We start from the raw sequence: 15148 nt of genomic DNA, 5'->3' as shown, positions 1-15148 counted from the left end.
TTTTATTTTAGTTTAGTATAAAAATCTTAAGTAGCAAAGATTCTAAAATAACGGAATCCTTGCATTATTGTCCCAACTCTTCCTCGACCACTTCCAAAGCCCGTTCGATGACCACATGCATGTCGTAGTATTTATAATCTGCTAAACGACCACAGAAAATAACCTTGTCATTTGTTGCCGCTTCTTCCTGATATTTGGAAAATATAGCATTGTTTCTCTCATCATTGATTGGATAATAAGGCTCATCTCCACGTTTCCAATCAGCTGGGTATTCTCGAGTAATAACCGTTTTAGCTTGTGTACCATACTCAAAATGTTTATGCTCAATAATGCGAGTATAAGGAATTTCTCGCTCTGTGTAGTTCACTACAGCATTTCCTTGATAGTTTTCTTCATCAAAAACTTCATGCTCAAAACGAAGACTACGGTATTCTAACTCACCATGTTTATAATCAAAGTATTGGTCAATCATCCCTGTAAAGACAACTTTTTCAGCAGAAGCTTCTAATTCTTGACGATTGGCAAAAAAGTCAAGACCAAGTTCTACTTCCACATCCTTGAGCATATTTTCGATAATGACATTATACCCACCAATTGGAATTCCTTGGTAACGGTCATTGAAATAATTATTATCAAAGGTCAAACGAACTGGTAGACGTTTAATAATAAACGGTGGAAGGTCAGTAGCAGAACGTCCCCATTGCTTTTCAGTATATCCTTTAATCAATTTTTCATAAATATCTGGACCAATCAACTTGATAGCCTGTTCTTCCAAGTTTTTAGGTTCAACGTCCTTCATATGAGCCGTTTGATCAGCAATCTTATCTTTCACTTCTTGAGGAGTTTTTGTACCCCACATAGCATAGAAAGTATTCATATTGAAAGGTAGATTATAAAGGCTACCCTTGTAATTAGCTAGAGGCGAGTTGATATAATTGTTAAACTCAGCGAATTGATTGACATAGTCCCAAACTTTTTTATTAGAAGTATGAAAGATATGGGCACCATATTTATGAACATTAACCCCTTCTACATTCTCACAGTAGATATTTCCACCAATGTGGTCACGTTTATCAATAACTTTTACTTTTTTTCCACGCTTAGTCGCCTCATAAGCAAAAATTGCTCCCGACAAACCAGCACCAACGATTAGATAGTCGTACATAGTCTCTTCCTTATCACTTATCTTTACATCTCCTTAACTATAGTAAAAGAGAGGATCTTTATACTCTTCGAAAATCTCTTCAAAGCACGTCAGCGTCCATCTGCAACCTCAAAACAGTATTTTGAGCTGACTTCCCAGTTACTCTTTGATTTTTATTGAGTATTCGTTTCAATCTATTTTAGCACAAAACAAATCATTTCTCAGTTTTCAATATCCGAGTGATTTAAAAAGACAAGCACCAAAACTGATGTTTGTCTTTATGATTTTCCTTGAAAAGGCTATTTCTAACTATTTAACATGTTTTTCTGCTTCTTTTTGGGCTTTTTCGATTGCTTTTTTACTTTCTTGATCCCATTTGGTCTTAGCTTCTTCAAACTGTTTAGTCGTCACAGTGTCTTTTGCAGTTTCATGTACTTGTAGTTATTGCCATCACCCTTAATACCAGCCAATGAATAGCCTCTTGTAAATGGCGTTACTTTGGTTACAGATGCTGTTCCACCACTTGACATAGCTGACATAATCAGAGAATTATCAATCATCCAAGCCTGTGCTTCAGCATATTTTTCGTAACGTTTGGCTACATCTTTATTTTCACTATCTGCATCTTTAAGTATATTAGTATAAGTATCCAGACCTAGGCTAGTGATTTTTCCTTATCTTCCTTGGCATCTAGTCCAAAAATCTTAAGGTAGAATCCATCCTCTGCATTGAAAGGATTGAGATAAGTTGATGGATCTTGATAGTCACCTACCCAGCCATCAAAGTTCAAATCATAGTCTCTATCAGCTGCTGTCGGTGCTAAGAAGGCTACATTATTAAAATCATCTGTTGAAAGTTGCTGAACATCAATGACGATGTTATCAGCCCCCAAAACCGACTCAAGGGTCTACTTAACTGAGTTCATGCCTGTCACAGCATTTTTACTTGTCTAATCAACTGCAACATCCAAGTGAATTGGGAAAGTCACACCTTGACTTGCCAATTTTTTTAGCTTCCGCAAATTTTGCTTGGGCTTTTTCTTTGTTGAAGTAGGCATCCTGAGCATCTGCCAGGTTAATACCTGACCATTCTGTTCCGTAGTTGACCAATTTAGAAGCGACTACTTCTCCAAAGGTCTTGTCTCCAACTTGGACAAATGTAGGAGGCACTAGGGTGTTACGAAGAGTCTTGCTAGCTGCTTCTTCCCCATTTGACTGAGCAGAATAGGCTGTGCGGTCCAAGGCAAAGTTCACCGCTTGGCGGAAGTTCTTGTTCAAAACAGCTGTCTCAGTTGACTTCTTCTGCTCATCTGTCGTTTTAGCAGTGTGATTGTAGGCCTTACGGTTAACGTTGAAATTGAAATACCAAGAAGTCTTGTCCTGCAAGCTATAGACGATATTATCCTTATATTTCTCCTTGGTCTTAGCAAAGTTAGAACTATTTGGATAAACCCCAGCGATAGAATAAGCTCCACTTTCAAAGTTACGGATGGTCAATTCTTGGTCTGAACCATCAAAATAGGCCAATTTCACATGTTCAATTGATACTTTATCATGATCATAGTAATGCGGATTTTTCACATACTCAATTGATGATTTTGATGTGAAATCTTTTAACAAATAAGGTCCGCTGTAGAGAATACTATCTGGAGATAGGGTACCAAAATCTTTCCCTTTTGAGTTTAAAAACTCTTCGTTTACTGGGAAAAGAATACTGTTGGTTGTTTTTGAGTTCCAGTAAGGTTCTGGCCGTGACAAAGTATACTCAACAGTCTGGTCGTCAATGGCCTTCACCCCAACCTTAGAAAAGTCAGAATCCGCTCCTGTAATATAATCAGTCAAGCCCTTAATCGAGTTTTGAATCAAGTCAATGGCCTGTGATTTATTATCCACTGCGTACTTGATACCTGTCACAAAATCTTGCGCCTTAACTGGGGCGTACTCTTCACCGTCAGCCGTGAACCATTTGGCACTTTTCTCAATTTGTAAGTATAAGTCAGACCGCCGCTTGAAACAGACCAGTCCTCTGCTAAAGACGGAACTAGATTTCCGTAATTGTCATTTTCAAGCAAACCATCAACTAGGTTGGTAATGATGGCTGTATTATCAGCGTAGTAGTCTAACAAGTAGTTAAATGCAGTTGGATTTCCACTAAAGGTTGATGAGTAAGTTTTTGTATCTGAACCTGATTGTCCGCAAGCAGCTAAAAGCAAGGCAAATGCAAAAGTCAGGCCTGCACTAAGGACACTCTTTTTTGTATTCATCTCCCTTCTACTTTATGTTAGTTTTTGTAACATAGGTTTGTTTTACCAAAATAGTGGAAATTTGTAAAGTTAATTGAATTTCGAGAATGAAAGTTTATAAACCTTGGTTATAAAAAACAAAGGATTTCTGCCTTTTCATACAGCCCTCCCTTGTTTTTATGCGATTTCAATTTTAAATTTTTCTGTAAAAAATATTTATAGTAATTCCACACAGAAAGCATCCCATGGAGCTAAGATTTGTTTTTCAAAGACTTCTTGAGCTAGGGTGTTTTCAATCAAGACCGATTTGACGTTTCCTTCTACTGCCAAGTCTTGCTCTTCATTGGACAAGTTAGCCACAACTAGGAAACGACGGTCGCCATCTTTACGGATATAGGCAAAGACCTTGTCAGCCGTGTCAAGCAATTCAAAGTCAGCTCGAATTAGCCAGCTATTCTCCTTGCGAATTTGGACCAGTTTCTGATAGGTATAGAAAATAGAATCTGAACTTGCCAGCGCTTCTTGGACATTGATCATCTCGTAATTTGGATTAACCGCCAACCAAGGCTGACCTGCCGAGAAACCGGCGTTTTTGCTCTCGTCCCATTGCATAGGGGTACGGGCATTGTCACGTCCAATGACACGGATACTGTCCATAATTTCTTCCAGCGGAACACCTTTTTCAAGAGCCTCACGCGCATAGTTGAGAGATTCAATATCTTCTACTTGATCCAGTGTTTCAAACGGATAGTTGGTCATCCCAATCTCCTCACCTTGGTAGATATAAGGAGTTCCTCTCATGAGATGAAGTAAGATTGCAAAGGCTTTGGCAGATTTTTCGCGGTATTCTTGGTCATTTCCCCAGATTGAGACAATACGAGGGAGGTCATGGTTGTTCCAGAAGAGGGAATTCCAGCCGTCCTCAACTCCTAACTCTGTCTGCCATTTGTTGAAGATTTCTTTTAACTTAGCGATATTCAGCTCTTTTTGATAGTGCCATTTAGGCTGACCTTCCTGATACTGAAGACCGATATGTTCAAACTGGAAGACCATAGACAATTCTTGCCCCTTTGGATCAGAGTAGAGCTTGGCAATCTCTGGCGTTGCTCCCCAAGTCTCCCCTACTGTCAAGAGATCCTTATCTCCAAAGGTCGCCTGATTCATTTCCTTGAGATAGGGATGAAGCATAGGACCATTATTGACTACCTTCTCGTCAGGAATTTTGCCAATCATGTCAATAACATCCATACGGAAACCACCAATACCTTTATCAATCCAGAAGTCCATCATATCATAAATTTTCTGGCGAAGTTTTTCATTTTCCCAGTTGAGATCCGGCTGTTTCTTACTGAAAAAGTGGAGATAGTATTGACCTGACTTTTCATCGTATTCCCAAGCAGACCCACTAAAGATAGAATCTAGGTCATTGGGTTCATCGCGCCAGATATAGTAGTCTCGCTCAGGGCTATTAGGATTTTCACAGGCCTCTACAAACCAAGCATGTTCATCCGAGGTATGATTGACCACCAAGTCCATGATGATACGAATATCACGCTTCTTAGCTTCCGCAATCAGTTGATCCATATCCTCCATGGTTCCAAAAATCGTTGCAATCGCTTGATAATCAGCAATATCGTAGCCATTATCATCCATAGGGCTGTCATAAACGGGAGAAAGCCAAATCGCTGTAATCCCTAGCTTGGCTAGATAGTCTAACTTACTGGTAATTCCTGGCAAATCGCCAATTCCATCTCCGTTGCTGTCCATGAAACTCTTTGGATAAACTTGATAAACTACGGCATTGTGCCACCATTTTTCTTGCATCTTCTTACCTCATTATTTTAATAATCTATAGTCTATGATAGCGCTTTTCAGATTTTTATGCAAGCGTTCGCCTAATCTTTTTGATTCCTTTTTTAACTCCATAGTTTCCTAACTTCCAATTTTTTATTATAATAGAGGTCAGAGGTAAAAAAATGAAAAAACAAGCTTTTAGTTCTGAACAATATTTGAATTTACAACGCGACCATATTTTGGAACGCATTAACCAATTTGACGGCAAACTCTACTTAGAATTTGGCGGTAAAATGTTAGAAGATTTCCACGCTGCTCGTGTCCTTCCTGGTTATGAACCTGACAACAAAATCAAGCTCTTGCAAGAATTGAAAGAGCAGGTTGAGGTTGTGATTGCCATTAATGCTAGCAACATTGAACATTCCAAAGCACGTGGCGACTTAGGCATTTCTTATGACCAAGAAGTTCTTCGTTTGATTGACAAATTCAATGAATTAGGGATTTTTGTCGGCTCCGTTGTCATTACACAATACGCTGGCCAACCCGCTGCAGATGCCTTCCGCAACCAACTTGAGAAAAACGGAATTGATTCTTATCTTCATTATCCAATCAAAGGATATCCGACGGATATGGATCACATCATTTCCCCAGAAGGCATGGGCAAAAACGACTACATCAAAACCAGTCGCAACTTGATTGTCGTAACCGCTCCTGGACCCGGTTCTGGAAAATTGGCAACGTGTATGTCCAATATGTACCACGACCAAATCAATGGCATCAAGTCTGGCTACGCTAAATTTGAAACCTTCCCTGTTTGGAATCTTCCCCTTCATCACCCAGTTAACTTGGCTTATGAAGCTGCCACAGCTGACCTTGATGATGTCAACATGATTGACCCCTTCCATCTTCAAACCTATGGAGAAACCACTGTCAACTACAACCGTGATATCGAAATCTTCCCAGTGCTCAAGCGCATGTTGGAACGTATTCTCGGAAAATCACCATACGCTTCACCGACAGATATGGGTGTCAACATGGTTGGTTTCGCTATTACAGATGACGAGGCTGCTGTCGAAGCTTCTAAACAAGAAATCATCCGCCGTTACTATCAAACAGTTCTTGACTTCAAAGCTGAAAAAGTTGGCGAAGCTGCCGTCAAGAAAATTGAGTTGCTCATGAACGACCTCGGTATCACACCTGCAGACCGTAAGGTTGCTGTCGTTGCGCGCCAAAAAGCAGAAGAAACTGGTGGACCAGCCCTAGCCTTTGAATTGCCAAATGGGGAAATCGTCACTGGTAAGAACTCAGAACTCTTTGGCCCTACAGCCGCTGCCTTGATCAACGCCATCAAAAAATCAGCTGACATCGCTAAAGAAGTAAAACTAATCGAGCCTGAAGTTGTTAAGCCAATCCAAGGTCTTAAAATCGATCATCTCGGTAGCCACAATCCACGCCTTCATTCAAATGAAATCCTGATTGCACTTGCTATCACAGCTACAGAAAATCCTGATGCTGCCCGCGCTATGGAAGAACTCGGCAACCTCAAAGGAAGCGAAGCCCACTCAACCATCATCTTGACTGATGAAGACAAGAATGTCCTTCGTAAACTGGGTATCAACGTAACCTTTGACCCATACTACCAATACGACCGCTTATATCGTAAGTAAAGATTTCAACCTCTCCAGCCTCGGAGAGGTTTTCTCTCTGTCTCAGGAGCAACCTTTATGATATAATGAGAGAAGAAAACTGAAAGGATTTACCATGTCAAAAGAAGTTATTGTCGAAAGTTTTGAACTTGACCACACCATTGTCAAAGCACCCTATGTTCGCTTGATTGGGGAAGAAACAGGGCCAAAGGGAGATGTCATCTCCAATTATGATATTCGTTTAGTGCAACCCAATGAAGACTCGATCCCTACTGCCGGCCTTCACACTATCGAGCACCTCTTAGCCAAACTCATCCGTACCCGCATTGACGGCATGATTGACTGTTCACCATTTGGTTGCCGCACAGGCTTCCACATGATTATGTGGGGACGTCACGCCAGTGCTAAAATCGCAGCTGTTATCAAGGATTCGCTCAAGGAAATCGCTGAAACTACTACTTGGGAAGATGTCCCAGGGACAACCATCGAATCTTGCGGAAACTACAAGGACCACAGCCTCTTCTCTGCTAAAGAATGGGCAAAACTCATCTTGGAACAAGGGATTTCAGATGATGCCTTTGAACGTCATGTGATTTAAAATCGAGTAGGGGATAATCTCTAGCCCCTCTCACACCACCGCACGTGCCGTTCGGCATACGGCGGTTCAACTAACTTTTAACGCATGTCGTTCAAGGTAATAATCCAAACACGAAACCAGTCCACGTTTTTCCAGGACTGGTTTTGATATAGCACGTTTAAGTACCGACTTCTGAGCTACTATAGTAGACTGAAACTAGAATAGTACACCTCTACTACACGACATGCCCGTCGTACCTCAAAAGGAACCAGTTTTTTTCAGCTGGCTCCTTCTTTTTTATCCTCAAAATTCTATCTTAGGCTTTCTCACGAATAACCAAAACGCCATCTTCCATATCTGCTTCCAGATGTTTAGCATCTAAATGATCTAAGTGGAAGTCTGTCACCTTATCACGAATTTCTTGTTCAACCACGCGACGGAGAGGACGAACCCCCATGACTTCGTCGTAACCTTCTTCTGTGATATAATCTTTAGCCGCTTGACTGACTACCAAGTCAATGTCTTTCTTAGCCAAGGTTTGGTTAACTTCAGCCAACATCAAATCTACAATCTTAGAAAGGTCTTCCTTAGTCAAGTGTGAGAACTCGATGACTGCATTAAAGCGGTTGAGGAATTCTGGACGGAAGAAGGGGTTCAAACGGTCCATCAATTCTGGTTTATTCGCATCTTCTGTCAAGTTGGCTTCATAGCCAAATCCAGCATTTGAGGTCGCAATAATGACAGTGTTCTTGAAGCTTACTGTATTTCCTTGACCATCTGTCAAACGACCATCATCTAGAACTTGGAGGAGAAGGGTAATAACTTGAGGGTCAGCCTTTTCAATTTCATCCAAGAGAATGATAGAGTATGGATTGCGACGAACACGTTCTGTTAAGGTATTGCTATTGTCATCATAACCCACATAGCCTGCTGTTGTACCAATTAGCTTAGAAACAGCTGTACGGTCACTGTATTCAGACATATCCAAACGGATAATCGCATCCTGGGTTCCAAACATATCGAGTGCCAATTGCTTAGCAAGCTCCGTCTTACCAACCCCAGTAGACCCTACAAAGAGGAAGCTGCCGATTGGGCGATTTCCTTCATCAAAACCAGCACGGTTACGACGGATAGCACGAGCTACAGCTTCTACGGCCTTATCTTGACCAATCACCTTGTCTTGCAAGCGATGGGCCATATCTTTCAAACGTTCGATATCTGAAGCTCCCATTTGCGATACTGGGATACCTGTCATTCGTTCCACAGATTCAGCCACATCATTGACACTTGCAGTCACTTTCATATCTTCTGTGTGGTTTTCGATTTTCTTTTCCAATTCTGCAATGCGTGTTTTATAGTTTAGAGCTGCTTCAAAATCTTCTGCTTCAACTGCTTTTTCTTGCTTGTCTTTTTCCGTTTCGATTTCTCGTTCAACAGCATGCACATCTGTTACTGGATGTTGAGCCGCCAAGTGAGCAGCCGTTACATCGACAAGGTCAATAGCCTTATCTGGCAAGCTACGTTGAGGAATGTATTGAACAGAATAATCCACCGCTGCTTTCAAGACTTCGTCTGGCAAGATGACATTGTGGTGTTGTTGATAGAGATCACGAATGCCTTGAAGAATTTTAAAAGTATTCTCTGCTGAAGGAGCATTGACCTTCACTTCGTTGAAACGACGAGCAAGAGCAGCATTCTTCAAGATGGTGTTACGGTATTCGTCTTGAGTTGTTGCCCCAATCACTGTCAATTCTCCACGAGAGAGAGCTGGCTTGAGAATATCCGCAAGTCCTTTAGAACCACTGTCTCCACCAGTGCTACCAACACCAAGAATTTGGTGAATTTCATCAAAGAAGAGGATAATATTCCCTGCTTCTTTCACTTCATTGACTAAGTTTTGGACATTTTCTTCAAAGCTACCACGGTATTGAGTACCAGCCTCAAGACCTGAGATATCAATAGAAATAATTTCCTTGTTCTTGATAGCAGCAGGAACATCTCCGTTCACAATGGCTTGCGCTAGACCTTCGACAACTGCTGTCTTACCAACACCTGCATCTCCGACCAAAACAGGATTGTTCTTGGTGCGGCGTGAGAGGATTTCAGATGTTTCTTGAATTTCCTTGTTTCGTCCGATAACAGGATCCAACTTGCCCTCACGCGCTTCTGCTGTCAAGTTACGACCTAGTTTAGCAAGGACACCGTCTTGTTTCATACTTGAAGCCTGTTGTGGCATTTGGCCATCAACTTCTGCATTTCCTGGCAATTGACCAGTTGCACGATAATGAGCAAATTCCTCAGGTGTCACTTCACGTCCATTAATCAAGTAGCGACGGTTTTCAGAACTATATCCTCGCATACCACCCATCAATTGGTTAAATAAATCATCCATGTTGTTAAAATTATTAAAGTTGCTGTTCATATTCTTTACCTCTTTTTGTTTACCAGTTATAATTACTGATATTGACTATCTTTGACCTTTGTTTTAAAAAATTTAGACTAGCTAAATCGCTACTCTAGGTACTATTTCTAGTTTTTCTTTTTCAAGCAGGAGTAGACTATCTTTACTTCTGAAGATTTCTAGATTAAACATAGACCCCACCTCTTTCTATTTTACTTTAAATAAGTGTTCTAGTAAGGCTTTCATTTACCTTACGTTCATAATATACTACATTAGTCAGAAAAGGTCAAGGGATTTGACTTTGACTGACCAATGTTTTTTTACACTCTTCAAACCACATCAGCTCCGCCTTATCTACAACCTCAAAACCGTGTTTTGAGCTGCCTAAAGCTAGCTTCCTAGTTTGCTCTTGATTTTCATTGAGCATAAGTGTTCACGTAAGGCTTTCATTTACCTTACGTTCATAATATACTACATTGGTCAGAAAAGGTCAAGGGTTTTGACTTTAATTGACCAATATTTTTTAAAAAGCAAAAACACCCTGAAACATCAGGGTGCCATTCTTACATCAAATATAAAATTGCTAGGGTAAGGAGGCTTGCTAGAAGCCCCACTCCCCAAAAGAAGAAGTCAACCTTCCACTCGCTCCAAGGATTTCCTTTACCAGACAATCCTCCAAGCTCAAAATGGTGATGCACAGGGGTCATACGGAAAATACGTTTACCACCAGTCATTTTGAAATAGCTGACTTGCATCATGACCGAAGTTGTTTCAAAGACATAAACAATTCCAATAATCAAGAGAGTCCATTCTTGGTGGAGGGCCATAGAAATAGCTGCCAGCATTCCACCTAGGGCCAAACTTCCCACATCTCCCATAAAGACCTTGGCAGGCTTATGGTTAAAGACGAAGAAACCGAGCAAACCACCAATCATGGCAAAAATCACCAGGAGAATATCCATCTGGCCTTGCACATAGGCAATAACTCCATAGGCAGACAAACTAATCGCCACTGAAATACTAGCCAGACCGTCAATACCGTCTGTCAAGTTGACTGCATTTGAAAAACCGACTAGCCAGAAAAGGGCGAAGAAAATATAGAAAAATCCCAAATGAACTGGATAACCAAATACAGACAGGATATCGCCCCCACGCTCATAGAAAAGATAGAAGATAACTCCACCTAGAAGCTGAAGAGCTAATTTTTGCTTGGGATTAAGCCCCTCATTGATTTTACGAAAGACCTTGAGAAAGTCATCTAAAAATCCGACCAAGCCATACAAGACTAAGATAAACAAAATCATTCCCACATTATTGCTGAATTGGCTACTAAATAGGGCAAAAAAGAAAGCAACCAAAACAGAAGTAATTAAGAAAACCAAACCTCCCATTGTAGGAGTCCCAGCTTTTGCCTGATGCTGTTTGACATCCTCATGCATCTGCTGGCCTGTAATTTGCGCCTTTCTATAAAATTGGATAAAGGCCGGAATTCCTACCAAAGTTAGTAAAAATGTCACGATTCCAGCACTGATGGAAATAAACATATTAGTCTCCTAAAGTTAATGTAATTTTTTTAATGTCCTTGATAGCTGTGTTAGCACGAACATCTTGCTTCTGCACAGTAGAGCCCGAACCTTCAAATTCAAGTTCTATATTGAGCCACTTAGCAAAGGTCTCAGCAGTCTCTTTTGTCCAACCATACATATCTGGAACTTCCTCTGCTTTATCAGATAAGATCAGGACTTGCTGATTCGGGGCAAGATTCTTCCCTTCTTCAGCAGAACTGTTTTTAATCTTCGTTCCTGTTCCCACAACGATGGGTTGTACAAGATTGCGACGCAATTCTTCTGCTAAATCACCAGGTGAAATATCCTTGACACTAGGCATAGGATAAGGACTTTGTTGACTTACTTGCTCCAAAGCTTTAGCTGTTGTTTGAAGATTGAGAGAGTCTTTCATAGCTGAAGCCCGCTCCAAGATAGGATTGGCAAATTCTCCCAACTGAATACCTGAATAATGTTCAGGTTGTTGGACAGTCACATACAAGATAAAATCAGGATTTTCAGCCGGATTCATCGATACAGCTGAGAAAATATAGTTGGTTAACCCGACTAGATAACCACCATTTTTCTCGTCAGCAATCTCAGCCGTACCAGACTTGAGGGCTACATTTTGCCCAGGAACAGTTACAGTTGGTTTCCCTGTCTTATGATTATACATAGTCCCATATACTGGATCGGTACCGACTAAAACCATATGCGTTCGCGTCAAGCTCGCTGCATCTTTAGACACAGGATTTCCCACAACTTCTTTTTGTGATTTCCGAGCAGTTTGATCATTTGGATCATAAATGGCACTAATAAATTTAGGTTCTAGCATGACTCCATCATTGGCAATAGCCGTGAAGGCACGAATCATTTGCGTCTGGGTCACTGAAATCCCTTGTCCAAATGAGCTTTGCGCAATGTTGACAATATTATCCGCAGGAAGCTGACCAGCATACTCATCCGTCAAACCGAAACGGGTTGGAACACCAAATTTAAAGCGGTTTAAATAATCCAACCAGGTAGCATCTCCCATCTTTTGCTCAAGAAGCGTCATCCCAACGTTACTTGAGAGAGCGAACCCTTGAGAGAATGTCATCATTCTGCCACCAGTCAATCCTTCATTGACGTCCCAATCTCGGATAGTAGCATCTGCTACTTTTAACTCACTACTATTGAAAACTTCTCCTCCTGGGAAAGTGTTATTATCAATAGCAGCAGCGAGCGTCATGACCTTCATGGTTGACCCTGGCTCATAGTTACTTTGATAGAGGATATCACGCCAAACAAAGTCCTTCGTAAGCCCTTCCTTAGTATCGGCATCAAAGGTTGGTCTCTGCGTCGTTGCAAGAATCTCCCCCGTTTTAGCACTAACCAAGGTTGCTGTCATGTACTTTCCTTTTACCTTCTCTTGAAAAGCATCCATCTGGGTTTCCATAAAGGACTGGAGGGGGCTGGAAATGGTTGTATAAACATCCTTACCGTCCACCGTTTGTTGGGAAACTTGTTCTGTTCCGGGTATAATATTGCCCAGACGATCCTTTTCATAGGTAATAATGCCGTCTGTCCCTGCAAGAATACTGTTCAAGGAACTCTCCATTCCAGAGGTTCCCAGCAAACTCTTACTTCCATCTTCATTTTCATGTAGCTGAGCTAGTCCGATAAAACTAGAAGCAAATTGTCCGTTTGGGTAACTACGATTGGGACTGGTTGTAAAATCAATCCCCTTGACCTCTGCAGTTTCCAACTCTTTTTTGATAGACATCATATTGGCATAGGTAATCCCATTCCCCTTTGCTCCAAAGGAAACTTGTTTGAGATTAGGTTGCGAGAGTTGCTCTCTTACATAGGATTCTTCCATGTCCAGATACTTATGAAAGACCTCTGCAACCTTGTTAAATTGTGTTTTTTCTACGTAAAGAATCTTACCCGTTGCTGACTTATAGTTCTCATCAATGACCGCATAGACATTATAGGAGGTTGCATCCTCAGCAATCGGGACTCCATTTCGGTCATAAATAGTCCCACGTTTGGCAGGAACTGTACGGGTGGTTTGATGAACCTTCTTAGCTTCCTTCGCTAAATCTGTTCCAAAGCGAGTGCCCGTCCCAATAATGACCGCAAAATTGACTAAAAAAACGGCAAAAACAAAGACAGATAATAAACTCAGACTTTTTCCAACTCTGCGTCTGTTTTCAGCCGGCGATTTCCGATTTTTGGTCGCATAACGGATTACTCTTTTTGTCCACTTCATATCTTACTCCGCTATTCGAATATTTTCATTGTTTAATTGCAAATCGTGTGAATTAGCAATTTCTTTCAAACGTTCTGCACGTAATAGTTCATTGACCTCTTGCTTGGCATCGTCCAATTCGGTCTTCTTTTCCTCTATCTGCGCATTGATTTTTGTCAAATCATTCTGCACTTGCAAGAGCTTGGTCTGCATAAAAATAATACTAATGGCTACAATAAGAGTGGTTACAGCAATGGAAAAGTAAAAAGCTTTTTCCACACGCGAAAACCGTTTAAGTTGCATCTGTAGTATTTGACCTGTTTTTTCCATTCTTTCTGCCATCTTTTTTCCTCTTACTTGTGAATTTTTCTGGCCACGCGCAACTTGGCTGAGTGCGAGCGGTTATTGGCTTCTAATTCTTCTGCACTTGGCAAGATTGGCTTACGGGACACCAATTCCATCTTGGGCTTGAGATCATCTGGGATGAAAGGCAAACCTTTGGGAACTTCAACCGTTGAAGCTTCCTTGAACAACTGCTTGGTCAAGCGGTCTTCTAAGGAATGAAAGGTAATCACTGAAATCCTACCATCCAGAGCCAACATATCCATAGCCTGCTGGATGGACTCATCTGCCGCTCCCAGTTCATCATTGACTTCAATCCGAATAGCCTGGAAAATCTGCTTGGCAGGATGGCCCTTCTTCTTGAGTTCCTTGGCAGGTTTGGCCGACTTGATAATTTCTGCCAATTCAGTCGTAGTCTCGATAGGCTTGACGTCACGTGCTTGTTCAATCTTACGCGCAATCTGTTTAGAGAATTTGTCCTCGCCATACTTGAAGAAAATACGAACCAAGTCATGATAGTCATAGTGGTTCACCACTTCATAGGCTGTCAGACTAGCATCCTGATTCATCCGCATGTCCAGTGGTGCATCCTTTTTATAAGAAAAACCACGCTCACGCTGGTCTAATTGAGGGCTAGACACTCCCAAGTCATAACAAATTCCATCAATTTCCTGAACACCAGCTTCGCGCAAACGTACCTGTAAATGACGGAAATTATCCTTGATAAAAGTCACCATTCCCTTTTCAATGTAAGGTGCCAAGCGTTGTTGCGCATTGTCAATGGCATTCTGGTCCTGGTCAAAGGCATAGAGATGGCCTTTTTCACTTAATTTGCTTAATAAATATTCGCTATGGCCTGCTCCACCCAAAGTCGCATCAACGTAGATACCGTCGGGCTTTACGTCAAGCATATCAATCGTTTCGTGGAGTAAGACCGTTACATGATGAAATTCTTTTGTCATATCTTATCTATTTTACCACAAATCCGACCAGCTTGCACTAGTCAGACAAATCGGACAAGGAGGCCAAATTTCAAGTTCAAGTTAGCCATGAAGAAGTCTTCTCTGGGTGATTTGTAGTTCAAGCATTTTTTAGGATAGTTATTAATCCAATTTTCGATGAATGCGACTTCTTTGGGAGTCGTTTTCTTAGTTCCCTTAGGTAACCATCTCCGAATGAGCCTGTTGTGATTCTCATTAGTTCCCCTTTCCCAAGAGGCATAGGG

Annotated in this window: 9 protein-coding genes and 2 pseudogenes; 2 read left to right on the top strand and 9 right to left on the bottom strand. The window is 41.2% G+C overall.

The features are described 5' to 3' along the window. Positions 1-64 precede the first annotated feature (64 nt). The 3 genes and pseudogenes from glf to HT736_RS02630 form a co-directional block, all read right to left on the bottom strand. The gene (gene glf, locus HT736_RS02645) at positions 65-1165 is read right to left on the bottom strand and encodes a UDP-galactopyranose mutase (protein ID WP_000272518.1); all 1101 of its coding nucleotides are present in this window, start codon (positions 1163-1165) and stop codon (positions 65-67) included. Positions 1166-1453: 288 nt separating this feature from the next. Then, a pseudogene (locus HT736_RS02640) lies at positions 1454-3407 on the bottom strand (peptide ABC transporter substrate-binding protein). 195 nt (positions 3408-3602) lie between these two features. After that, positions 3603-5210, bottom strand: a complete 1608-nt coding sequence (locus HT736_RS02630; RefSeq protein ID WP_138700692.1) for an alpha-glucosidase — start codon at positions 5208-5210, stop codon at positions 3603-3605. Positions 5211-5362: 152 nt separating this feature from the next. On the opposite strand from HT736_RS02630, the gene HT736_RS02625 reads away from it, so the two are divergent. Beyond that, positions 5363-6847 (top strand): DUF1846 domain-containing protein, encoded by a 1485-nt coding sequence (locus HT736_RS02625; protein ID WP_044791255.1) that lies wholly within the window; start codon positions 5363-5365, stop codon positions 6845-6847. Between the two features lie 94 nt (positions 6848-6941). Beyond that, positions 6942-7424, top strand: coding sequence for an S-ribosylhomocysteine lyase (locus HT736_RS02620; RefSeq protein WP_000032561.1), 483 nt, complete (start codon positions 6942-6944; stop codon positions 7422-7424). Between the two features lie 295 nt (positions 7425-7719). Here the strand turns inward: HT736_RS02620 and HT736_RS02615 are convergent, their stop codons facing one another. The 6 genes and pseudogenes from HT736_RS02615 to HT736_RS02590 form a co-directional block, all read right to left on the bottom strand. Beyond that, positions 7720-9825: an ATP-dependent Clp protease ATP-binding subunit gene (locus HT736_RS02615; RefSeq protein ID WP_172930723.1), complete on the bottom strand. Its 2106-nt coding sequence runs from the start codon at positions 9823-9825 to the stop codon at positions 7720-7722. A gap of 542 nt (positions 9826-10367) precedes the next feature. Further along, complete coding sequence (mraY, locus tag HT736_RS02610) at positions 10368-11348, bottom strand: phospho-N-acetylmuramoyl-pentapeptide-transferase (protein ID WP_172930722.1); 981 nt, start codon at positions 11346-11348, stop codon at positions 10368-10370. Between the two features lies 1 nt (position 11349). Further along, a complete protein-coding gene (pbp2X, locus tag HT736_RS02605) occupies positions 11350-13602 on the bottom strand; it encodes a penicillin-binding protein 2X (protein WP_172930721.1) in 2253 nt (750 codons plus the stop codon). 3 nt (positions 13603-13605) lie between these two features. Next, positions 13606-13923: a cell division protein FtsL gene (ftsL, locus tag HT736_RS02600; RefSeq protein ID WP_000840840.1), complete on the bottom strand. Its 318-nt coding sequence runs from the start codon at positions 13921-13923 to the stop codon at positions 13606-13608. Between the two features lie 11 nt (positions 13924-13934). Beyond that, positions 13935-14885, bottom strand: a complete 951-nt coding sequence (rsmH, locus tag HT736_RS02595; protein WP_138707094.1) for a 16S rRNA (cytosine(1402)-N(4))-methyltransferase RsmH — start codon at positions 14883-14885, stop codon at positions 13935-13937. A 41-nt stretch (positions 14886-14926) separates the two neighbouring features. Further along, positions 14927-15148, bottom strand: a pseudogene (locus tag HT736_RS02590) (IS30 family transposase); the annotation flags it as partial.

This window comes from Streptococcus sp. 339 (assembly GCF_013277285.1).
Taxonomy (GTDB): domain Bacteria; phylum Bacillota; class Bacilli; order Lactobacillales; family Streptococcaceae; genus Streptococcus; species Streptococcus pseudopneumoniae.
This window is presented reverse-complemented; position numbering and strand designations above follow the sequence as displayed.

Excerpts from the sequence above, each read along its gene's own strand:
- glf (WP_000272518.1), bottom strand. The coding sequence starts at position 1,165 with ATGTACGACTATCTAATCGTTGGTGCTGGTTTGTCGGGAGCAATTTTT.
- HT736_RS02630 (WP_138700692.1), bottom strand. The coding sequence starts at position 5,210 with ATGCAAGAAAAATGGTGGCACAATGCCGTAGTTTATCAAGTTTATCCA.
- HT736_RS02625 (WP_044791255.1), top strand. The coding sequence starts at position 5,363 with ATGAAAAAACAAGCTTTTAGTTCTGAACAATATTTGAATTTACAACGC.
- HT736_RS02620 (WP_000032561.1), top strand. The coding sequence starts at position 6,942 with ATGTCAAAAGAAGTTATTGTCGAAAGTTTTGAACTTGACCACACCATT.
- HT736_RS02615 (WP_172930723.1), bottom strand. The coding sequence starts at position 9,825 with ATGAACAGCAACTTTAATAATTTTAACAACATGGATGATTTATTTAAC.
- mraY (WP_172930722.1), bottom strand. The coding sequence starts at position 11,348 with ATGTTTATTTCCATCAGTGCTGGAATCGTGACATTTTTACTAACTTTG.
- pbp2X (WP_172930721.1), bottom strand. The coding sequence starts at position 13,602 with ATGAAGTGGACAAAAAGAGTAATCCGTTATGCGACCAAAAATCGGAAA.
- ftsL (WP_000840840.1), bottom strand. The coding sequence starts at position 13,923 with ATGGCAGAAAGAATGGAAAAAACAGGTCAAATACTACAGATGCAACTT.
- rsmH (WP_138707094.1), bottom strand. The coding sequence starts at position 14,885 with ATGACAAAAGAATTTCATCATGTAACGGTCTTACTCCACGAAACGATT.